Origin of the sequence: Streptomyces tateyamensis, assembly GCF_003205575.1 — a bacterium.
Lineage (GTDB): Bacteria > Actinomycetota > Actinomycetes > Streptomycetales > Streptomycetaceae > Kitasatospora > Kitasatospora tateyamensis.
Window position 1 is genome coordinate 21,991 of record NZ_PYBW01000084.1, and the last position, 21,789, is coordinate 43,779.

General features: G+C 73.3%; 19 protein-coding genes. 1 reads left to right on the forward strand and 18 read right to left on the reverse strand.

The genetic code is table 11. The annotated features are described in order from the left end of the window. Positions 1–161: 161 nt before the first annotated feature. The 5 genes from C7C46_RS22650 to def all read right to left on the reverse strand — a co-directional run bounded on the left by C7C46_RS22650 (position 162) and on the right by def (position 5,233). Entirely contained in the window at positions 162–920 is a 759-nt protein-coding gene (locus C7C46_RS22650; RefSeq protein ID WP_110671740.1) for a nucleotidyltransferase domain-containing protein, read from the reverse strand. 9 nt (positions 921–929) lie between these two features. Further along, positions 930–1,694: a GNAT family N-acetyltransferase gene (locus C7C46_RS22655; protein WP_110671741.1), complete on the reverse strand. Its 765-nt coding sequence runs from the start codon at positions 1,692–1,694 to the stop codon at positions 930–932. 406 nt (positions 1,695–2,100) lie between these two features. After that, on the reverse strand, positions 2,101–3,534 hold the full coding sequence (locus C7C46_RS22660) for an RsmB/NOP family class I SAM-dependent RNA methyltransferase (RefSeq protein ID WP_110671742.1): 1,434 nt from the start codon (positions 3,532–3,534) through the stop codon (positions 2,101–2,103). A gap of 149 nt (positions 3,535–3,683) precedes the next feature. Then, positions 3,684–4,619, reverse strand: a complete 936-nt coding sequence (gene fmt, locus C7C46_RS22665) for a methionyl-tRNA formyltransferase (protein WP_110671743.1) — start codon at positions 4,617–4,619, stop codon at positions 3,684–3,686. A gap of 68 nt (positions 4,620–4,687) precedes the next feature. Beyond that, entirely contained in the window at positions 4,688–5,233 is a 546-nt protein-coding gene (gene def / locus C7C46_RS22670; protein WP_110671744.1) for a peptide deformylase, read from the reverse strand. Between the two features lie 136 nt (positions 5,234–5,369). On the opposite strand from def, the gene C7C46_RS22675 reads away from it, so the two are divergent. Further along, entirely contained in the window at positions 5,370–5,942 is a 573-nt protein-coding gene (locus C7C46_RS22675; protein ID WP_110671745.1) for a hypothetical protein, read from the forward strand. Positions 5,943–6,033: 91 nt separating this feature from the next. On the opposite strand, the gene C7C46_RS22680 is transcribed toward C7C46_RS22675, so the two are convergent. The 13 genes from C7C46_RS22680 to C7C46_RS22740 form a co-directional block, all read right to left on the reverse strand. Next, complete coding sequence (locus C7C46_RS22680) at positions 6,034–8,112, reverse strand: primosomal protein N' (protein ID WP_110671746.1); 2,079 nt, start codon at positions 8,110–8,112, stop codon at positions 6,034–6,036. Between the two features lie 112 nt (positions 8,113–8,224). Further along, positions 8,225–9,418, reverse strand: a complete 1,194-nt coding sequence (gene metK, locus C7C46_RS22685; RefSeq protein ID WP_110671747.1) for a methionine adenosyltransferase — start codon at positions 9,416–9,418, stop codon at positions 8,225–8,227. Positions 9,419–9,592: 174 nt separating this feature from the next. Then, positions 9,593–10,804: a bifunctional phosphopantothenoylcysteine decarboxylase/phosphopantothenate--cysteine ligase CoaBC gene (gene coaBC, locus C7C46_RS22690; protein WP_110671748.1), complete on the reverse strand. Its 1,212-nt coding sequence runs from the start codon at positions 10,802–10,804 to the stop codon at positions 9,593–9,595. 81 nt (positions 10,805–10,885) lie between these two features. Further along, positions 10,886–11,152, reverse strand: a complete 267-nt coding sequence (gene rpoZ / locus C7C46_RS22695) for a DNA-directed RNA polymerase subunit omega (protein WP_035840778.1) — start codon at positions 11,150–11,152, stop codon at positions 10,886–10,888. Between the two features lie 34 nt (positions 11,153–11,186). Further along, positions 11,187–11,744: a guanylate kinase gene (gene gmk, locus C7C46_RS22700; protein ID WP_110671749.1), complete on the reverse strand. Its 558-nt coding sequence runs from the start codon at positions 11,742–11,744 to the stop codon at positions 11,187–11,189. A gap of 60 nt (positions 11,745–11,804) precedes the next feature. Next, positions 11,805–12,131 (reverse strand): integration host factor, actinobacterial type, encoded by a 327-nt coding sequence (gene mihF / locus C7C46_RS22705; protein WP_110671750.1) that lies wholly within the window; start codon positions 12,129–12,131, stop codon positions 11,805–11,807. A 283-nt stretch (positions 12,132–12,414) separates the two neighbouring features. Continuing rightward, positions 12,415–13,248: an orotidine-5'-phosphate decarboxylase gene (gene pyrF / locus C7C46_RS22710; RefSeq protein WP_110671751.1), complete on the reverse strand. Its 834-nt coding sequence runs from the start codon at positions 13,246–13,248 to the stop codon at positions 12,415–12,417. Between the two features lie 28 nt (positions 13,249–13,276). Continuing rightward, positions 13,277–14,371: a quinone-dependent dihydroorotate dehydrogenase gene (locus C7C46_RS22715; protein ID WP_110671752.1), complete on the reverse strand. Its 1,095-nt coding sequence runs from the start codon at positions 14,369–14,371 to the stop codon at positions 13,277–13,279. Positions 14,372–14,432: 61 nt separating this feature from the next. Continuing rightward, complete coding sequence (carB, locus tag C7C46_RS22720; RefSeq protein WP_110671753.1) at positions 14,433–17,741, reverse strand: carbamoyl-phosphate synthase large subunit; 3,309 nt, start codon at positions 17,739–17,741, stop codon at positions 14,433–14,435. Next, positions 17,734–18,924: a glutamine-hydrolyzing carbamoyl-phosphate synthase small subunit gene (carA, locus tag C7C46_RS22725; RefSeq protein ID WP_110671754.1), complete on the reverse strand. Its 1,191-nt coding sequence runs from the start codon at positions 18,922–18,924 to the stop codon at positions 17,734–17,736. The genes carB and carA overlap by 8 nt, the downstream gene beginning before the upstream one ends. Further along, a complete protein-coding gene (locus C7C46_RS22730; protein ID WP_110671811.1) occupies positions 18,921–19,460 on the reverse strand; it encodes a PH-like domain-containing protein in 540 nt (179 codons plus the stop codon). The genes carA and C7C46_RS22730 overlap by 4 nt, the downstream gene beginning before the upstream one ends. Before the next feature lie 50 nt (positions 19,461–19,510). Then, on the reverse strand, positions 19,511–20,815 hold the full coding sequence (locus tag C7C46_RS22735; protein WP_110671755.1) for a dihydroorotase: 1,305 nt from the start codon (positions 20,813–20,815) through the stop codon (positions 19,511–19,513). Then, entirely contained in the window at positions 20,812–21,789 is a 978-nt protein-coding gene (locus tag C7C46_RS22740; RefSeq protein ID WP_110671756.1) for an aspartate carbamoyltransferase catalytic subunit, read from the reverse strand. The genes C7C46_RS22735 and C7C46_RS22740 overlap by 4 nt, the downstream gene beginning before the upstream one ends.

Genomic DNA, 21,789 nt, shown 5'->3' on the forward strand with positions numbered 1-21,789 from the left:
TGCGCCGCACCAGCCGATTTGTCCAGCACCTACCGGAAATCAACGCCCACTCGGCCCAGTTGGCCGGCTGCCTCGGACCTCACCGCCCGTACCGGCGGACCCGCGCACCGCCAGAACGTCCCCGTCGGCCGCTGGCTGCTCGGCACCGCAGGGCTCCCCCGCTACCGCTGAGCCCCCGCCGCCCCGCAGACCGCCCGCGCGATCCCGGCTGCCAGCACCCGGCGCACCTCGAGCGAGCGGCGCCACTTCCAGCGCCAGTGGCCGTTCACCGCGCCCCCGTAGCGGCGGGCCCGCAGGTCCGCCAGCACCGCGGTGGAGACCCCGAACTCCGGGAGCAGTGCAAGCGCCTGCCCCTTCGTCAGCAGCTCTCCGGTGCGCAGCGTCGCGGTTGCCCGGGCCAGCGTGTACAGGCCCAGGTCCACCCAGTCGTCGCGCAGCCACAGGTGCCAGCGGGGCAGTGCCGGGCGCCAGAAGTCCATTAGCGAGGCGCGCACCGCGCGGGCCAGTTCCTCGTCCGTGACGCCGGGCAGCAGGCCGGCCGGCGGCGGGCCGTACACGGTGCGCGCACCCAGCTGGAGTTCGCGCCGGGTGACCTCGGAGACCGGGCGCGCCAGCAGTTCCCGGTGCGCCCAGGTGAGGTGGTCCAGCGCCGGATCGGCGAGCCGGTCCGGCAGCAGGTAGGAGCAGTGCAGCTCGAGCGCCAGCGGGCTGGCCCGCTCCAACTCCCGGTGCAGCGCCGTCAACCGCTCCCGCTCCGCAGGGTCAGGTGCCCGCTCCAGCAGGGCCAGCAGGTCCAGATCACTGCGCCCGGGCTGGTAGTCGCCCAGCGCCAGCGAGCCGTGCGCCCACACCGCCCGCACCGGCAGCAACGCGCGCAGCCCGGCGACGAACCGCGCGACCAACCACTCCGTCTCGTCCATCGGGCCAGGCTAACGCCGGCGCGGCAGCGAGATGTTGAGTTTTTCGGTCACCCGGCGGTAGCCGATCCGCTCGTACATCCGCTCGACCGACTCCTCGGCGGGCTCCAGCCAGACCGCCTCCCGCTGGTGGTCCAGTGCGGTGGCGGTGAGCACGGCGCTGACCGCGGCGCCCACGCCGCGGCGGCGGTAGCGGTCGGCCACCGCTATCCCGGCCAACTCGCTGAGCCCCTCCGCCGATATCGAGGCGGCCCCGCCGCCGGCCGGCTCGCCGTCCACCCGGGCCAGCGCCACCGCCCCACCGCCGTGGGCGGTCATCCGCAGCCAGCCGAGCTCGCCGTCGCCCGGCTCGCCCTCCTCGCCGTACGCGCGGTGCTGGACCTGGGCGAGGGCGACGAACTCGTCCTCGTTCTCCGGCACGCTGACCGCCAACCCCGGCACCGGGCCGGGAACCACCAGGTCCGCGGCGGTGCAGGCGAGCAGCGGGACCCGGTTCTCCACCTCGAACCCGGCGGCCAGCAGCGCGGGTTCGACGGCGGGCGCCCACTCGGGCAAATACTCCAGCCGGGGCAGCCGCTCCCGCTGCTCGAACGCCGCTACCAGCTCGCGGATCTGACGCCGGGTCGGCTCGGCGTCCTGCTCGGGTATCGCGTAGTTGGCGTACGGGCTCGGCCAGTCCGGGCTGAACCGGATCAGGAACGGACCGACCACGAGGTGGTTCGGGGACCGCCGGGCCAGCGCGCACACGTGCTGCTGGATTCGGACAGCGAAGTCCACGGTGTTGGTATTCCTTCAGAGACATGCACGATTCGGACTCGGACATGCCACCGACGCCGGGGCCCTGCCGCCCGCCGCGAGGCGGGCCTCCCCGACGCTGTGCTCAGGCGCGTCGGCGGCTCTGGTGCTCGAACTCGCCCGCAACCATCGGCTTCACTCCTCGCCTGTTCCCCCGGGACCGGTCGGCCAGCATGCTGCCAGCCCGCCGCCCGCCTGGCAAGCCCCTCGATCCGGCCGCCCACCAGGCCATCTGCCCACCTGTCAGCCCGGGCCGTCGAGCTACCGCCGGTCAGCCCGAGTCGTCGACCTGTCACCCGTCAGTCCGGGCCGTCGACCTGCCGCCTGTCAGTCCGCCTGTTCCGCACGGCCATCGCCGACGGCCGGTCAGCGCACCGCCGGCGGCCGGTCAGCGCACCCGTCGCAGCAGCGCCAGGTACATCGCGTCGGTGCCGTGCAGGTGCGGCCAGAGCTGCACGTCCGGTCCGTCGCCGAGCCCGGGCAGATCCGGCAGCAGCGGACGGGCGTCCACCCACTCCAGCTCCTCGGCCCGCTCGCGCAGCACGTCGTCCACCACCGCCCGGGTCTCGGCCAGGTGCGGCGAGCAGGTCGCGTAGCCGACCACGCCGCCCACCCGGACCGCGTCCAGCGCCGAGCGCAGCAGGTCACGCTGGAGCGGACCGAAACCGGCCACGTCCTCCGGGCGGCGCCGCCAGCGCGCCTCGGGCCGGCGGCGCAGCGCGCCCAGGCCCGAGCAGGGCACGTCGACCAGCACCCGGTCGAAGGTGCCGGGCCGCCAGGCCGGGCGGGTGCCGTCCGCGGCGATCACGGTGTACGGGCCGGGGTTGCCGGCCAGCGCCTTGGCCACCAGGCGGGCCCGGTGCGGCTGCCGCTCGGAGGCGACCAGGGCCGCGCCCCGCTCGGCGGCCAGCGCGGCGAGCAGCGCGGCCTTGCCGCCGGGGCCGGCGCAGCCGTCCAGCCAGAGCCGGTCCGCGCCGTCCACCGGCGCGTTGGCCAGCGCCAGCGCGACCAGCTGGCTGCCCTCGTCCTGCACCCCGGCCGCGCCCTCGCGCACCGCGGCCAGGCCGGACGGGTCGCCGCCCTCGGCCAGCGCCAGCGCGTACGGCGACCAGCGGCCGGGGCCGGCCTCCGGCAGCTCGGCGGCCAGCTGCTCGGTGGAGATGCGGCCGGGGCGGGCCACCAGGGTGACCGCCGGGCGCTCGTTGTCGGCGGCCAGCAGCTGCTCGATCGCCTCCCGGCCGGCCGAGCCGGGCTGCCAGCGGCCCAGCGCGTCCCAGAGCGCGGCCACCACCCAGCGCGGGTGCGAGTGGACCACGGACAGGTGGTCCTCCGCGTCGTCCTCGTACGGTGGGGCGACCTGGGCCAGCCAGGCGTCCAGGTCCTGCGCGCTGATCCGGCGCAGCACCGCGTTGACGAACTTGGCCCGCCCGTCGCCGAGCACCGCACGGGCCAGCTCGACGGTGGCGGAGACCGCGGCGTGGGTGGGGATCCGGGTCGCCAGCAGCTGGTGCGCGCCGAGCGAGAGCACGTCCAGCACCGGTGGGTCCACCTCGCGCAGCGGGCGGTCGATGCAGGCGGCGATGATCGCGTCGTAGCTGCCCTGCTGCCGCAGCGTGCCGTAGACCAGCTCGGTGGCGAGTGCCGCGTCGCGCCGGTCCATGCCCTTCTGCTCGGCCTCGCGCAGCAGTGAGGGCAGGATCAGGTTGGCGTAGGCGTCCCGCTCGTCCACCGCCCGCAGCGCGCGGAAGGCGACGGTCCGGGCCGGGTCCTTCTTGGGGCGGCGGTGCGGACGGGGTGCGCGCTTGGCGGGGGGTGTGCTCATGGGAAACGACCTCGGGAATGTGCTGCGCTCAAAAGTGCTGCGGATCAGAGCTGATGCGGGTCAAAGATGCTGCGGGTCAGAATTGCTGCGGGTCGAAGCTGCTGCGGATCGCCGCTCACGGACTGCGGATCAACGCTCAAGGATAAGGCTCACACCCCCAGCAGCTCGCCGCTCTCGATCCGCGCCCCGCGCGCCCAGTCGGCCGCCCGCATCGGCTTCTTGCCCTGCGGCTGCACCTCGCCCAGCTCCAGGTCGTGGCTGCCGGTGCCGACCCGCACGCTGTTCTTCGCCACCGCCAGCTCGCCCGGCGCCAGCGTCTGCTCGCCGGGCAGCAGCCTGACCACCCCGGACAGCTTGAGCCGCTCGCCGCGGAAGGTGGTCCAGGCACCGGGCGCGGGGGCGCAGCCGCGCACCTGCCGGTCGATCCGCAGCGCCGGGTGCTTCCAGTCGATCCGGGCGTCCTCGACGGTGATCTTCGGGGCCAGGGTGACCCCGTCGGCGGGCTGCGGGACGGCCACCAGGCTGCCGTCCTCGATGCCGTCCATCGTCGCGGTCAGCAGGTGCGCGCCGGAGCGGGCCAGCCGGTCCAGCAGCTCGCCGCTGGTGTCGGTGGCGCGGATCTCCTCGGTGAGCACGCCGAAGACCGGGCCGGAGTCCAGGCCGCGCTCGATCAGGAAGGTGGCGGCGCCGGTCACCTCGTCACCGGCCAGCACCGCGTGCTGCACCGGGGCCGCCCCGCGCCAGGCCGGCAGCAGCGAGAAGTGCAGGTTAACCCAGCCGTGCACCGGGATCGCCAGGGCGCTCTCGCGCAGCAGCGCGCCGTAGGCCACCACCGGGCAGCAGTCCGGGGCCAGCTCGGTCAGCCGGGCCAGGAACTCCGGGTCGCTGGGCGTCGCCGGCTTGAGCACCTCGATCCCGGCCTCGGCCGCCCGCCGGCCGACCGGGCTGGCCACCAGCTTGCGCCCGCGCCCGGCGGGGGCGTCGGGGCGGGTGACCACCGCGACCACCTCGTGCCGGTCGGAGGCGAGCAGCGCCTCCAGCGAGGGGACAGCGACGTCAGGAGTGCCAGCAAAGACCAGGCGCAACGGGGGAAGCCTTTCCAGAAGGTCAGGGAACGGTGGACGACGGTTAACGGACTTGACCGGGCGTACGGTTAGCGGACCGGGCCGAACGTGCTGTGCGGCGAGAGCCGCACCTCGGGGGCCGGGCCGCCGCCCCAGTCGGCCTCGCGGATCGCCCGCATCGCCTCCTTGCGCAGTTCCCGGTCCAGCCGGTCGATGAAGATGATCCCGTCCAGGTGGTCGGTCTCGTGCTGGATGCAGCGGGCCAGCAGCTGGGTGCCCTCGACGGTCACCGGCTCGCCGTACTGGTCGAACCCGCGCGCCACCACGCCGTGCGCCCGCTTGGTGTCGAACCGCAGCCCGGGCAGCGACAGGCAGCCCTCCGGGCCGTCCTGCTCCTCCTCGCTGAGCGACAGGTCGGGGTTGACCAGATGCCCCGTCACCCCGTCCACGTGGTAGGTGAACACCCGCAGCGAGATGCCGAGCTGAGGCGCCGCCAGGCCCGCGCCCGGCGCGTCCAGCATGGTCTCGGTGAGGTCCTTGACCAGGGTCCGCAGCTCCTTGTCGAAGGTGGTCACCGGCTGCGCCTTGGCACGCAGCACCGGGTCACCGAATATCCGGATCGGCTGGATCGCCACTCGGCAGGCTCCTCTCAGACGGCACGGCTCGTCAGTCTAGTTGGTGCGCGGCGCGTGACCCTGGGGCATGCTCCCGCGTTGGTCAAGTGCGATTGACCGACCAAGGAGATTCACTCCGGAAGGTGGCCCGAGCACGATGGCCGAGCAGATCAACCACGACACCCGGGCACGGGCGAGTCTGCACCTGTTGGTGCGGGACATCGAGCGGGTCCGCCGCCAGGTGGACGCGCTGCGCACCCTCACCGCCCAGCTGGGCAATGTCTACCGTCCGCGCCGACCCAGCAGCTCGGGCGGCTTCGTCGTCTACGGGCGGGCGCCGGCCCCGACCGTCCGGCTGGCCCAGGAGCTGCGGGAGAGCGTGGAGACCCTGGTGGCCGCCGCCGTGGAGTTCGACCGGGCGCTCGGCTTCTCCTGGGACTCGGTCGGCTCGGCGCTGGGCGTGACCAAGCAGGCGGTGCACCGGCGGTACGGGATGCGCCGCTCGGCCACCGAGCTGCTCGGCGCGGCCGCCGGGGCCGCGGCGGCGGTGCCCGCCCCGGCGGTGCCGCGCGACGACGAGCCGGCCGCCCCGGCCCAGCCCGCGCTCGCCCCCCTCGCCCAGCCGGCTCTCGCCCCGCTCGCCCAGCCCGCCGCGGCGCCGCTGGCCCGCACGGTGCCCGCGGCCCGCCAGGGCGGCCTGGACCGTCCCGGCATCCCGCTGCGCGGCTGATCCCACCCCCGAAGCACGGGACCCCTGAGCGGGCCCCATCAGCGGGAAGTCGGCGGGCAGGCCGGCCGACTTCCCGGGGGTGGGCCACCGGTCAGCCGATGTCGGTCGGATCCACCCGGACCTTGACCGGCTCCGCCCCGCGCAGCGCCACCCGGGCCACCTGAGCCGCCTTCAGCGCGGCTGCCAGCGCCCCGCCCTGCCCCGGCCGCACCCGCAGCAGCGCCCGCTCCTGCTCCTGTCCCCGCAGCGGCGGCAGCGGCACCGGCCCCAGCAGGTCCGTCCCCTCCGGCAGCCGGGCCACCCCGAGCAGGTCCGCCACCGCGCTCGGCGTCCCCGTCACGGTGGCCATCCGCGAGACCGGCGGGAACCCCAGCTCCGCCCGCTCCGCCAGCTCCAGCTCCGCGTGGCCGGCCGGGTCCCACCGCACCAGTGCCTGCACCGGCCGCGCCGTCGGCTCCGCCACTACCACCACCAGGCCGCCCTCACCTGCCGGTCGCACCAGCGAGGCCGCGGTCAGCCACAGCCGCAGCGCCTCCTCCGAGGCCCGCAGGTCGGCCCTGGTCAGCAGCGCCCACCCGTCCAGCAGCAGCGCCGCCGCGTAGCCGCCCTCGGCCACCGGCTCGGCCCCCGGTGTGGAGACCACCAGGGCCGGCTCGCCGGGCACGGTGGGCAGCACCGCGTCCCGTCCCGAGGTCCGCACCGGGATCCCGGGGAAGGCCTTGCCCAGCTCCTCCGCCGTCCGCCGGGCCCCGATCACCTGGGCCCGCAGCCGGAACGACCCGCACTCCGCGCAGTGCCAGTCCTCCTCGGGCACCCCGCACCAGGCGCAGCGCAGCTCGCCGGCCGCCACCGCCTCCAGCGGACCGGCGCAGTGCCGGCACCGTGCGGGGGTGCGGCAGCGCTCGCAGGCCAGCCGCGGCGCGTACCCGCGGCGCGGCACCTGGACCAGCACCGGCCCGGTGGCCAGCGCCTCGCGCGCGGCCTGCCAGGCCACCGTGGGCAGCCGGGCGGCCTGGGCGGCGGCGTCCCTGGCCTGGTCGGCGTCCTCGACGGTGCGCACCCGGGGCGCCGCCTGGCGCACCGTCGCCCGCTCGGCGGCCAGCGGCCGGGCCCACCCGGTACGCAGCAGCTGGGCCGCCTCCACCGTCATGGCCAGCCCGCCGAGCAACACCCCGGCGCCCTCCTCGGCGGCGCGCAGCAGGGCGACCTCGCGCACGTGCGGGTGCGGGGCGCGCGGGTCGCTGTGGCTGCTGTCGCCGTCCGACCAGACCACCAGCAGGCCCAGGTCGTGCACCGGGGCGAAGACGGCGGCCCGGGTGCCGATCACGGCGTGCACGGCGCCGCGGCTGACGGACAGCCAGTTCCGGTACCGCTCCTTGGGCCCGAGTTCGGCGGTCAGCACGGTGTGCCGCCCCTCGCCGAGCAGCGCGGTGAGCGCCTGGTCGACCCGGCCCACCGCCCGACCGTCCGGCAGCACGACGAGCGCGCCGCGCCCGCCGGCCAGCGCGGCGGCCACCGCGCGGGCGATCTCGCCCGGCCAGTCGGGGCCGGGCAGCGCCGTCCAGACGGCGCGGGGGGCGAGCCCGGCGGTCAGCGCGCTCAGGTACTCGGGGCCCTGCGGGTAGCGCTGCCAGCTGCCGGGCGCGGGCGCCGGCGGGGGCGGCAGCGGCGCGGGCGAGGGCTCGGCCTCCGCCTTGGCGTGCCGCGGCGGCACCGCGAGCTGCAGCACGTCGGCCAGGGTGCCGGCGTAGCGGTCGGCGACGGTGCGGCTGAGCCGCAGCAGGGCCGGGCTGAGCACCGGCTCCGGGGAGAGCACCTGGGCCAGCGGGGCCAGCGCCCCCGGGTAGTCGCTGGCCGCCAGCCGCTCGACCACGAAGCCGTCGTGCAGTTCGCCGCCCTCGCGCCGCCCGCCCGCGGTCATCCGGGCGCCGAACCGCACCCGGACCCGCACCCCGGGCTGGGCGCTGTCGGCCATCTGCACCGGGACCGCGTAGTCGTAGTACCGGTCCAGGTGGAGCAGTCCCTTGTCCACCACCACCCGGGCCACCGGCAGCTCCTCGGCCAGGTGGGCGCCGCGCCAGGTGCGCGGCTTGGCCCGGCGCACCGTGTCCCGGATCAGCGCCAGCTGCTCCGGCGGCCCGCCGCCCTCGGGGGTGTTCTCGCTGCTCATCTAGCCTTTCCCAGCCCGGTGCCCACTGCGACCCGCTCCAGTGGTACCACGCGGCCCGGACATGCGGCGGCGGCGGCCACCCCCAGGGGTGGCCGCCGCCGCTGCGAACGCGTCAGCCCTGCACGGCCGCCTTGAGCGCCTCGGCGCGGTCGGTCCGCTCCCAGGTGAACTCCGGCAGCTCACGGCCGAAGTGGCCGTACGCGGCGGTCTGGGAGTAGATCGGCCGCAGCAGGTCCAGGTCGCGGATGATCGCCAGCGGGCGCAGGTCGAAGACCCGGGTCACCGCCTCCTGGATCTTCAGCACGTCGACCGTCTCGGTGCCGAAGGTCTCCACGAACAGGCCCACCGGCTCGGCCTTGCCGATCGCGTACGCGACCTGCACCTCGGCCCGCGTGGCCAGCCCGGCGGCGACGATGTTCTTGGCCACCCAGCGCATCGCGTACGCGGCCGAGCGGTCCACCTTGGACGGGTCCTTGCCGGAGAAGGCACCGCCGCCGTGGCGGGCCATGCCGCCGTAGGTGTCGATGATGATCTTGCGGCCGGTCAGGCCGGCATCGCCCATCGGGCCGCCGATCTCGAAGCGGCCGGTCGGGTTGACCAGCAGCCGGTAGCCGGAGGTGTCGATGGTCAGCCCCTGGAGCTCCGGCTCCACCACGAACTCGCGGATGTCGGGAGCCAGCAGCGAGTCCAGGTCGATGTCGCTGGCGTGCTGGGTGGAGACCACCACGGTGTCCAGCCGGACCGCCTTGTCACCGTCGTACTCGATGGTGACCTGGGTCTTGCCGTCGGGGCGCAGGTACGGGATGGTCCCGTTCTTGCGCACCTCGGTCAGCCGGCGCGCCAGGCGGTGGGCCAGGGTGATCGGCAGCGGCATCAGCTCGGGCGTGTCGTCGCAGGCGTAACCGAACATCAGGCCCTGGTCGCCGGCGCCCTGACGGTCCAGCTCGTCCTCGTCGCCCTCGACCCGGTGCTCGTGCGCGGAGTCGACACCCTGGGCGATGTCGGGCGACTGCGAGCCGATGGACACCGACACGCCGCAGGAGGCGCCGTCGAAGCCCTTCTTCGAGCTGTCGTACCCGATCTCCAGGATCTTGTCCCGCACCAGCTGCGCGATCGGCGCGTACGCGGCGGTGGTGACCTCGCCGGCGATGTGGACCTGGCCGGTGGTGATCAGGGTCTCGACGGCGACCCGGGAGGTCGGGTCGTCCTTGAGCAGGGCGTCGAGGATGGTGTCGCTGATCTGGTCAGCGATCTTGTCGGGGTGCCCCTCGGTGACGGACTCCGAGGTGAACAGGCGGCGAGACACAGCGCTCCCTGGGGTTGCAGCGGCTGCTGACTGAACGCTCCCGGCCGGGCCGGGGCATCCGGAAAGACTTGATTCCTGGAGTGTAACGGTCAGCAATCGCCGATCAATACTCCCCACCGCGTTCTTGGACACTCTGTCTCGCCCACCGGGATCCGCCGAGGTCAGCGGCCCTGCTCAGGCCAGCCGGGCCGACACCAGGTCCCAGACCACCTCGGCCAGGTCCTCCTTGGGGCCGTGCGGCACCACGGTCTCGGAGCCGTCCGCGCCCAGCACCACGGCCGCGTTGGTGTCGGTGCCGAAGCCCTTGGCCTCGCCCACCTCGTTGACCACCAGCAGGTCGCAGCCCTTGCGGGCGAGCTTGGCCCGGCCGTTGGCCAGCACGTGGTCGGTCTCGGCCGCGAAGCCGACCACCAGCTGGCCCGGGCGGGCCCGCCCGGCCGACAGCTCGGCCAGGATGTCGGGGTTGCGGACCAGCTCGACCGGGGCCGGCTCGACGCCGTCCACCTTCTTGATCTTCGCGGTGGCGTACAGGGCCGGGCGGAAGTCGGCGACGGCGGCGGCCATCACGACGGCGTCCGCGTCCTTGGCCGCCAGGTGCGCCGCCTCGCGCAGCGACAGCGCCGAGGTGACCCGCACCACGTCCACCCCGGCCGGGTCCGGCAGCTCGGTGTTGGCGGCCAGCAGGGTGACCCGGGCGCCGCGCGCGGCGGCGGTGACGGCCAGCGCGTAGCCCTGCTTGCCGGAGGAGCGGTTGCCCAGGAACCGGACCGGGTCCAGCGCCTCCCGGGTGCCGCCGGCCGAGACCACCACGTGACGGCCGGCCAGGTCCGGCGCGGCCGCCCCGCGGGCCAGCACCCGGCGGCAGGCGGCGAAGATCGCGTCGGGGTCGGGCAGCCGGCCCTTGCCGGTGTCCTTGCCGGTCAGCCGGCCCACCGCCGGCTCCAGCACCACGGCGCCGCGGCGCCGCAGCGTGGCCACGTTCTCCTGGGTGGCGGGGTGCTCCCACATCTCGGTGTGCATCGCGGGCGCGAAGACCACCGGACAGCGGGCGGTCAGCAGGGTGTTGGTGAGCAGGTCGTCGGCCAGCCCGTGGGCCGCCTTGGCCATGAGGTCCGCGGTGGCCGGGGCGACCACCACCAGGTCGGCCTGCTGCCCGATCCGCACGTGCGGGACCTCGTGCACCCGCTCCCAGGTCTCCACCGCGGCCGGGCGCCCGGACAGCGCCGCCCAGGTGGCCTCGCCGACGAAGTGCAGCGCGGCCGCGGTCGGCACCACGGTGACCTGGTGCCCCGACTCGGTGAACCGGCGCAGCAGCTCGCAGGCCTTGTAGGCGGCGATCCCGCCGCTGACACCGAGGACGACACGGGGGCTCTGGGTCTCAGTCACGCCCCAACCTTAGGCGGGTCCGGCCGCGGACACGCGAGGGGCCCACCGGACGGATCCGGTGGGCCCCTCGGTGAAAGGCCGTCAGGCCGCGTCGACCGCCTCGGCGGTCAGCATGCCCGCGTTGATCTCGCGGAGCGCGATCGACAGCGGCTTCTCGTGCACGTGGGTGTCGACCAGCGGGCCGACGTACTCCAGCAGACCCTCGCCGAGCTGGGAGTAGTACGCGTTGATCTGACGGGCCCGCTTGGCCGCGTAGATCACCAGGCTGTACTTCGAGTCCGTGGCCTCGAGCAGCTCGTCGATCGGCGGGTTGATGATGCCCTCGGGCGCGGTCATGGAAGAGGACACGCGAAAACCTTCCGAAAGGGTGGAAAGGAAAAGGTCAGACTACACCGAGCAACGTTAGCAGCTCGGCCGCCACCTGCTCGACGGAGGTGTTGACCAGTGTGGTGTCGAACTCCGGCTCCGCGGCCAGCTCGACCCGGGCGGCGGCCAGCCGCTCGTCGATGACCTCCTGCGGCTCGGTGCCGCGGCCGGTCAGCCGGCGGACCAGCTCCTCCCAGCTCGGGGGCGCCAGGAAGACCAGCTGCGCCTCCGGCATGGACTGCCGGACCTGGCGGGCTCCCTGCAGGTCGATCTCCAGCAGCACGGGCTCGCCGCGCTCCAACCGCTGCTCCACCGCGGCGCGCGGGGTGCCGTACCGGTTCCCCGCGAAGACGGCCGACTCCAGCAGTTCGCCGTTGGCGACCAGCTTGTCGAACTCGTCGTGGTCGACGAAGTGGTAGTGGACCCCGTCCTGCTCGCCTGGCCGGGGACGCCGGGTGGTCGCCGACACCGAGAGCCAGACCTCGGGGTGCTGCTGCCTCATATGAGCGACGACCGTGCTCTTGCCGACCCCGGAGGGGCCGGAGAGCACGGTCAGCCGCGGACGTTCACTCATGCACCGATTATCCCGGATCCCGGACAGTACCGGGACCACCGGGGCGCACCGGCGCCCGAGTCAGGACTGGGTACCGCCGAACTCGCGCTCCAGCGAGGCGATCTGGTTCGTACCGAGGCCACGGACCCGGCGGGACTCGCTGATGCCGAGACGCTCCATGATCTGCTTGGCACGGACCTTGCCGACACCGGGCAGGCTCTCCAGCAGTGCGGAGACCTTCATCTTGCCGATGACCTCGTTGTCGGCCTTGCCGGCCTTGATCACCTCGTGCAGGGAAGCGCCCGAGTGCTTGAGCCGGTTCTTCACCTCGGCGCGCTCCCGGCGAGCCTCGGCGGCCTTGGCCAGCGCGGCGGAGCGCTGTTCAGGGGTAAGGGGCGGAAGAGCCACGCCGTTCACCTCAGGGTCTGGAAGGAAATGAAGTGCTAGGACATTGGTCGTGCGCAGGTGCTACCGCAATCCCGGGCTGCGGCCGCAGTGGAACCTAGCCGCTCTGACCTGCGAGAGCAACGAGATACCCCTGCGTTGGGCACCTATCGCCGGACACTACCCGGATTGGGCGCCCGCGTCAGGAAAAGAAGCCGAAAAGTCCTGGTCAGCACAGGTGGGCCAGGACTTTTCGGGCGAAATCGGCCCGGTTTGGGGCCTCTTCGGCAAAAGATTGTGACCGCTGTCACATGCCGCCGACGGCCCGGACCTGGTCCACGAAGCGCTGCGCGGCCTCCCGCAGGCCGGTGACCGAAGGACCGTACTTGAGCACGTCGCGGCTCACGCTGGGCACCACGTCGCGCACCGAGGCGCCGAACACCCGCGGCAGGTCGGCCATCGTGGCCCCCTGCGCACCGATCCCGGGGGCCAGCAGCGGGCCGTTGATCGCCAGGTCCGCGCCCGCGTCGGCCAGGGTGGCGCCGACCACCGCACCGAACGAGCCGAGCGGCTCGGCACCGGCGTTCTCCGCCGCCAGCCGGTTCAGCACCTGCTGGGCCACGCTCACGCCGTCCGGGCCGGTGGCGCGCTGCACCTCGAAGCCCTCCGGGTTGGAGGTCAGGGCCAGCGCGAAGACGCCGCAGCCGTTCGCCCGGGCCAGGTCCAGGGCCGGCCGGAGCGAGCCGAAACCCAGGTAGGGGCTGACCGTCACGGCGTCCGAGAAGAGCGGACTGGCCGGCGAGAGGAAGGCCTGCGCGTAGGCGGCCATGGTGGAGCCGATGTCGCCGCGCTTGGCGTCCATCAGGACCAGCGCGCCGGCCGCCCGGGCCTCGGCCACGGTGGTCTCCAGCACCGCGAGGCCCTTGCTGCCGAACCGCTCGAAGAAGGCGGCCTGCGGCTTGAGCACCGCGACCCGGTCGGCCAGCGCCTCGACCACGGTGCGGCTGAAGGTCTCCAGGCCCGCCAGGTCGTCGCCCAGGCCCCAGGCGGTGAGCAGCTCGGCGTGCGGGTCGATGCCGACGCAGAGCTGGCCGCGCTCGTCCATCGCGTGGCGCAACCGGGCGCCGAAGGGGGTGGTCATAGGAGGTTTCCTTTCCGGAAGAACAGGGTCAGGCGTCGGCGCCGACGGCCTCGGCCAGCGAGCGGTAGCCGGCGCGGCGCAGCCGGGCGCTCAGGCCCCGGTGGACCCGGCGCATCCAGAACGGGCCCTCGTAGACGAAGGCGCTGTAGCCCTGGACCAGGTCGGCACCGGCCAGGATCCGCTGCCAGGCGTCCTCGGCGGTCTCGATGCCGCCCACCGACACCAGCACCAGCCGCCCCTCGGTCCGCCGGCGCAGCCGCTTGAGCACCTCCAGCGAGCGGTCCTTCAGCGGCGCCCCGGACAGCCCGCCCAGCCCGATCGCCCGGACCGCGTCGGCGGGCGCCAGCAGGCCGTCCCGGCCGATCGTGGTGTTGGTGGCGATGATCCCGTCCAGCCCCAGCTCCAGCGCCAGGTCGGCGACCGCGTCCACGTCCTCGTCCGCCAGGTCGGGCGCGATCTTCACCAGCAGCGGCACGTGGTGCGCGGTGGCCGCGTCGGCCGCCGCGCGCACCGCGGTCAGCAGCGGGCGCAGCACCGAGACGGCCTGCAGGTTGCGCAGCCCGGGGGTGTTCGGCGAGGAGACGTTGACCACCAGGTAGTCCGCGTGCGCGGCCAGCCGCTCGGTGCTCTTCACGTAGTCGGCGACCGCGTCGGCCTCCTCGACCAGCTTGGTCTTGCCGATGTTGACCCCGACGACCGGGGAGAGCGAGCCGCGCTGACGCTTCGCCAGCCGGGCCGCGATCCGGGCCGAGCCCTGGTTGTTGAAGCCCATCCGGTTGATCAGCGCCCGGTCCTCGACGAGCCGGAACAGCCGCGGCTGCGGGTTGCCCGGCTGCGGCTCGCCGGTCACGGTGCCGATCTCGACGTAGTCGAAGCCGAGCATCGCCAGGCCGTCGATGCCGATCGCGTTCTTGTCGAAGCCGGCGCCCAGTCCGAACGGGCCGGGCAGGTCCAGCCCGAGCGCGGTGCTGCGCAGCGCGGCGTCGCGCGGGGCCAGCACCAGGGCGGCCAGCTGCCGCAGACCGGGCACCGAGGCGGCCAGCCGGATCCAGAAGAAGGCCAGGTGGTGCGCCTTCTCCGGGTCCATCTTCCGGAAGACCAGGTTGAACAGGATCTTGTACACAGGGCTCCTCGCATGGGAAGGGGAGGCATCCGGCGACGGATGCCTCCCCTTCAGGATCGTGCTACTTGCGGCCGGCGTTGATCAGCGCCGCGTGCTCCTGCAGCGACATCACCCCGACCTCGCCGCGCACCAGCGCGTCGATGCCCTGCACCGCCGCGCCCATCGCCTGCACGGTGGTCAGGCACGGCACTCCGCGGGAGACCGCCGCGGTGCGGATCTCGTATCCGTCCATCCGGCCGCCGGTGCCGTAGGGGGTGTTGATGATCAGGTCGACCTCGCCGTCGTGGATCAGCTGCACCACGGTCCGCTCGCCGTTGGGGCCCTCGCCGTCGCTGTGCTTGCGCACCAGCGTGGACGGGATGCCGGCCCGCTGCAGCACCTCGGCCGTGCCGCCGGTGGCCAGCACCTCGAAGCCGAGCTCGACCAGCGCCCGGGCCGGGAAGACCAGGTTGCGCTTGTCCCGGTTGGCCACCGACACGAAGACCTTGCCCTTGGTCGGCAGCGCGCCGTAGGCGCCGGCCTGGGCCTTGGCGTAGGCGGTGCCGAAGACCTTGTCGATGCCCATGACCTCACCGGTCGAGCGCATCTCCGGGCCGAGCACGGTGTCCACCCCGCGGCCGTGGATGTCGCGGAACCGCGACCACGGCATCACGGCCTCCTTGACCGAGATCGGGCAGTCGGCCGGCAGCGTGCCGCCGTCGCCCTCGGCCGGCAGCAGGCCCTCGGCGCGCAGCTCGGCGATGGTGGAGCCGAGCGAGATCCGGGCGGCCGCCTTGGCCAGCGGCACCGCGGTCGCCTTGGAGGTGAACGGCACGGTGCGCGAGGCGCGCGGGTTGGCCTCCAGCACGTAGAGGATGTCCCCGGCCAGCGCGAACTGGATGTTGATCAGACCGCGCACCCCGACGCCCGCGGCGATCGCCTCGGTGGAGGCGCGCAGCCGCTTGCTGTCGAAGCCGCCCAGGGTGATCGGCGGCAGCGCGCAGGCCGAGTCGCCGGAGTGGATGCCGGCCTCCTCGATGTGCTCCATCACGCCGCCGAGGTAGAGCTCCTGGCCGTCGTACAGCGCGTCGACGTCGATCTCCACCGCGTCGTCCAGGAAGCGGTCGATCAGCACCGGGTGCTCGGAGATCAGACCGGCGTGCCGCTCCAGGTACGAGGCGAGGCTGGCCTCGTCGTAGACGATCTCCATGCCGCGCCCGCCGAGCACGTAGGACGGGCGGGCCAGCACCGGGTAGCCGATCTCGTCGGCGATCGCCTTGGCCTCCGCGAAGGAGAAGGCGGTGCCGTGCTTGGGCGCCGGCAGGCCCGCCTCGCGCAGCACCCGGCCGAACGCGCCGCGCTCCTCGGCCAGGTCGATCGCCTCGGGCTGGGTGCCGACGATCGGCACGCCGTTCTCCTTGAGCGCCTGGGCCAGGCCCAGCGGGGTCTGCCCGCCGAGCTGCACCAGCACGCCGGCCACCGGGCCGGCCGCCTGCTCGGCGTGCACGATCTCCAGCACGTCCTCCAGGGTGAGCGGCTCGAAGTAGAGCCGGTCGGAGGTGTCGTAGTCGGTGGAGACCGTCTCCGGGTTGCAGTTGACCATCACGGTCTCGTAGCCGGCCTCGGCCAGCGCGAACGAGGCGTGCACGCAGGAGTAGTCGAACTCGATGCCCTGGCCGATCCGGTTCGGGCCGGAGCCCAGGATGATCACGGCGGGCTTGGTGCGCGGGGCGACCTCGCTCTCCTCGTCGTAGGACGAGTAGAAGTACGGGGTCCGGGCGGCGAACTCGGCGGCGCAGGTGTCGACCGTCTTGAAGACCGGACGGATGCCGAGCGCGTGCCGCACCTCGCGGACCACGTCCGGCTTGAGGCCGCGGATCTCGCCGATCTGCTGGTCGGAGAAGCCGTGGCGCTTGGCGTGCCGCAGCAGCTCCGGGTCGAGCAGCTCGGCCGCGGCCAGCTCGCGGGCGATCTCGTCGAGCAGGAACAGCTGGTCGACGAACCACGGGTCGATCTTCGTGGACTCGAAGACCTCCTCGGGGGTGGCGCCGGCCCGGATCGCCTGCATCACGGTGTTGATCCGGCCGTCGGTCGGCACCTGGGCCTTGACCAGCAGCTCGGCCTTGTCGCCGACCTCGCCGACCCAGGTGAACTGGGAGCCCTTCTTCTCCAGCGAGCGCAGCGCCTTGTTCAGCGCCTCGGGGAAGTTGCGGCCCATCGCCATGGCCTCGCCGACCGACTTCATGGTGGTGGTCAGCGTGGCGTCCGCGCTCGGGAACTTCTCGAAGGCGAACCGCGGGACCTTGACCACCACGTAGTCGAGCGCCGGCTCGAAGGAGGCCGGGGTCTGCTCGGTGATGTCGTTGGGGATCTCGTCCAGCGTGTAGCCGACGGCCAGCTTGGCGGCGATCTTGGCGATCGGGAAGCCGGTGGCCTTGGAGGCGAGCGCCGAGGAGCGGGAGACCCGCGGGTTCATCTCGATCACGATGACCCGGCCGTCCTCCGGGTTGACCGCGAACTGGATGTTGCAGCCGCCGGTGTCGACGCCGACCTCGCGGATCACCGCGATGCCGATGTCGCGCAGGATCTGGTACTCGCGGTCGGTCAGCGTCATGGCCGGCGCGACGGTGATCGAGTCGCCGGTGTGCACGCCCATCGGGTCGAAGTTCTCGATCGAGCAGACCACCACGACGTTGTCGTTCTTGTCGCGCATCAGCTCGAGCTCGTACTCCTTCCAGCCGAGGATCGACTCCTCCAGGAGCACCTCGGTGGTCGGCGACAGGGCCAGGCCCTGGCCGGCGATCCGGCGAAGGTCCTCCTCGTCGTGCGCGAAGCCGGAGCCCGCGCCGCCCATGGTGAAGGAGGGGCGGACCACGACCGGGTAGCCGCCGAGCGTCTCGACGCCGGCCAGCACGTCCTCCATCGAGTGGCAGATCACCGAGCGGGCCGACTCGCCGTAGCCGATCTTGGCCTTGACGGCCTCGACCACGTGCTTGAACAGCTCCCGGTCCTCGCCCTTGTTGATCGCCTCGACGTTGGCGCCGATCAGCTCCACGCCGTACTTGTCCAGCGTGCCCGCCTGGTGCAGGGAGATCGCGGTGTTGAGCGCGGTCTGCCCGCCCAGCGTCGGGAGCAGCACGTCGGGCCGCTCCTTGGCGATGATCTTCTCGACCATCTCCGGGGTGATCGGCTCGACGTAGGTGGCGTCGGCGATCTCCGGGTCGGTCATGATCGTCGCCGGGTTGGAGTTCACCAGGACGACCCGCAGGCCCTCGGCCCGCAGCACCCGGCAGGCCTGGGTCCCGGAGTAGTCGAACTCGGCAGCCTGGCCGATGACGATCGGGCCGGAGCCGATGACCAGGACGGACTTGATGTCGGTGCGCTTAGGCACGCTGGCCCTCCATGAGCTCGGCGCTGTGCTTGTTGTCGCCGCGCATGAGCTCGACGAACCGGTCGAACAGGTAGGCGGCGTCGTGCGGACCGGCCGCCGCCTCCGGGTGGTACTGCACGGAGAAGGCGGGCGTGTCCAGGCACTGCAGGCCCTCGACCACGTCGTCGTTGAGGCAGACGTGGGAGACCTCGGCGCGCCCGAACGGGGTGTCGCTCACCTTGTCCAGCGGGGCCTCCACGGCGAAGCCGTGGTTGTGCGCGGTCACCTCGACCTTGCCGGTGCCGCGGTCCTGCACCGGCTGGTTGATGCCGCGGTGGCCGTACTTGAGCTTGTAGGTGCCGAAGCCCAGCGCCCGGCCGAGGATCTGGTTGCCGAAGCAGATCCCGAAGAACGGGGTCTTCCTGGCCAGCACCTCGCGCAGCACGGCGACCTGGTGGTCGGCGGTGGCCGGGTCACCCGGGCCGTTGGAGAAGAAGACGCCGTCCGGGTCGACCGCGTAGATGTCCTCGGCGGTCGAGTTGGCCGGCAGCACGTGCACCTCGATGCCGCGCTCGGCCATCCGCTGCGGGGTCATCGCCTTGATCCCGAGGTCCACCGCGGCGACGGTGAACTTCTTCTCACCGACCGCCGGGACCACGTAGGGCTCGTTGGTGGCGACCTCGGCGCACAGGTCGGCGCCCTTCATCTCCGGCGCCCGCAGCACCCGCTGCAGCAGCTCGGCCGGCTCGGCCACCGCCGCACCGGAGAAGATGCCGACCCGCATCGCGCCGCGCTCGCGCAGGTGGCGGGTGAGGGCGCGGGTGTCCACGCCGCTGATCCCGACCACGCCCTGGGCGGCCAGCTCGGCGTCCAGCGAGCGGTTGGACCGCCAGTTGGAGGGGATCCGGGCCGGGTCGCGGACCACGTAGCCGGAGACCCAGATCTGCTGGGACTCGTCGTCCTCGTCGTTCCAGCCGGTGTTGCCGATCTGCGGGGCCGTCATGACCACCACCTGGCGGTGGTAGGACGGGTCGGTGAGGGTCTCCTGGTAGCCGGACATGCCGGTGTTGAAGACCGCCTCGCCGAAGGTCTCGCCGACCGCGCCGTACGCCTGGCCGCGGAAGGTGCGCCCGTCCTCCAGGACCAGCACGGCGGGCACGCGTTCGCGCCAGGGGCGCGGCTCGGTGGGGGCAGGTGCGGTCATGGTGCTACGCCTTCCGTCTTCTTCGTCCGTACTGCAACGTCTTCGATGGCGGTGACCCATTCGGGGTGCCGGTCCGGGTGGTCCAGCCGGAAGCCGGACTCCAGTTCCTGCTCCCCGAGCCGCCAGCCGACCACCATCAGTCCCGCCGGGACCACCTTGCCGGCGATGCCGGTGTCGGTCCGAGCCCCCGTCAGTTCCCCGGCGGGCAGCCACAGGTCGGTGTCCCCGGGGCGGCGGACCAGCAGCCCGCGCTCCGTCAGGGTCAGCTCCGCCAGGCTCCTGGTGCCCAGGCCGTGGGCCACCACCCGGTCGAGCCAGTTCCCGGCGGTGGTGCTGCCGTGGTAGCGGCCGCCGCTCTCCAGGATGGTGGCACCGGGCTCGCTCGGCACGGCGGGCAGCGCCGGCAGGCCGGACTGCAGGGTGCGCCGCCAGTTCCAGCCCTGGCGCATCAGCCAGTAGACCAGGCCGACCAGGATCAGCAGGCCCACGATCCAGCCGATGTGGGTGGGCCAGTCGTTGACCTTGGCCTTCTGCATGGCCGTCAGGGTGTCACTGCCCGCCCTGACGGTCAGTGCGCTCCGCGCGCTCACGCCAGCTCTTCCGGTGCGACCAGCTCGCCGGCCAGCACGGTGGCCACCCCGCGCAGGAAGGTGGCGTGCACCCGCCCGGGCAGGTCCAGGCCCCGGTAGGGGGTGTTGCGGCTGCGGGTGGCAAAGCTGTCGGGGTTCACGGTGCCACGGTACGCGGGGTCGAACAGCACCAGGTTCGCGGGTTCACCGACCGAGACGGGGCGCCCGTGGCCGACCAGCCGGCCGATCCGGGCCGGGCGGTGCGACATCCGGTCCGCGACGCCCTCCCAGTTCAGCAGGCCGGTGTCGACCATCGCCTGCTGGACTACCGAGAGCGCGGTCTCCAGGCCGACCATGCCCATCGCGGCGACCGCCCACTCGCAGTCCTTGTCCTCGGCCGGGTGCGGCGCGTGGTCGGTGGCGACGGCGTCGATCGTGCCGTCGGCCAGCGCCTTGCGCAGCGCGTGCACGTCCTCGGCGGTGCGCAGCGGCGGGTTGACCTTGTAGACCGGGTCGTAGGAGCGGACCAGCTCGTCGGTGAGCAGCAGGTGGTGGGGGGTCACCTCGGCGGTCACGTCCCAGCCCTTGGCCTTGGCCCAGCGGATGATCTCCACCGAGCCGGCCGTGGACACGTGGCAGACGTGCAGCCGGGAGCCGACGTGCGCGGCGAGCAGCACGTCGCGGGCGATGATCGCCTCCTCGGCCACGGCCGGCCAGCCGCCCAGGCCCAGCTCGCCGGAGACCCGGCCCTCGTTCATCTGGGCGCCCTCGGTCAGCCGCGGCTCCTGCGCGTGCTGGGCCACGACGCCGTCGAAGGCCTTCACGTACTCCAGCGCGCGGCGCATGATCACCGCGTCGTCCACGCACTTGCCGTCGTCGGAGAAGACCCGCACGCCGGCCGCCGACTCGTGCATGGCGCCCAGCTCGGCGAGCTTCTTGCCCTCCAGGCCGACGGTGACGGCGCCGACCGGCTGCACGTCGCAGTAGCCGGACTCCTTGCCGAGCCGCCAGACCTGCTCGACCACGCCGGCGGTGTCGGCCACCGGGAAGGTGTTGGCCATCGCGTGTACGGCGGTGTAGCCGCCCTTGGCGGCCGCCTGGGTGCCGGTCAGCACCGTCTCGGCGTCCTCGCGGCCGGGCTCGCGCAGGTGGGTGTGCAGGTCGACCAGGCCGGGCAGCGCGATCAGGCCGGTGGCGTCGATCTCCACCTCGGCCTCGGCGGTCAGGCCGGCGCCGATCTGCCGGATCACGCCGCCGTCGATCAGGATGTCCTGCGCGGGGCCGCCGAGCAGCTGGGCGTTGCGGATCAGGTACGTACTCACTTCGCGGCCTCACTCTGGTTCGTGCTGGGGGTGTCGGCGAGCGTCGCCCCGCCGAGCAGGAGGTACAGGACGGCCATCCGGATCGAGACGCCGTTGGCGACCTGCTCGACCGCGGTGCAGCGGGGCGAGTCGGCGACCTCGGCGGTGATCTCCATGCCGCGGACCATCGGGCCCGGGTGCATCACGATGGCGTGCTGGGGCAGCCTGGCCAGCCGGCCGCCGTGCATGCCGTAGCGACGCGAGTACTCGCGCTCGGTCGGGAAGAAGGCGGCGTTCATCCGCTCACGCTGGACCCGCAGCATCATCAGCGCGTCGGTCTTGGCCAGCGTGGCGTCCAGGTCGTAGGAGACCTCGCAGGGCCAGCTGTCGATGCCGATCGGCAGCAGGGTCGGCGGGGCGACGAAGGTGACCTGGGCGCCCAGCGTCTTGAGCAGCAGCACGTTGGAGCGGGCCACCCGGCTGTGCAGGACGTCGCCGACGATGGTGATCCGGCGGCCGCTCAGGTCGTTGCCCAGGCCCGGGTTGAGGTGCCGGCGCATGGTGAAGGCGTCCAGCAGGGCCTGGGTGGGGTGCTCGTGGGTGCCGTCGCCGGCGTTGATCACGCTGCCGTGCAGCCAGTCGGACTGGGCCAGGCGGGCCGGTGCGCCGGAGGCGTGGTGGCGGATCACCACGGCGTCGGCGCCCATCGCCTGCAGGGTCAGCGCGGTGTCCTTGAGGCTCTCGCCCTTGGAGACCGAGGAGCCCTTGGCGGCGAAGTTGATCACGTCGGCGGACAGCCGCTTCTCGGCGACCTCGAAGGAGGTCTTGGTGCGGGTGGAGTCCTCGAAGAACAGGTTGACGACGGTGCGACCGCGCAGCGTGGGGAGCTTCTTGACGGCCCGTCCGGAGAGCTGGGCCAGCTCCTCGGCGGTGTCCAGGATCAGCAGCGCGTCGTCGCGGCTGAGATCGGCGGCGGAGACGAGGTGGCGCTTCAC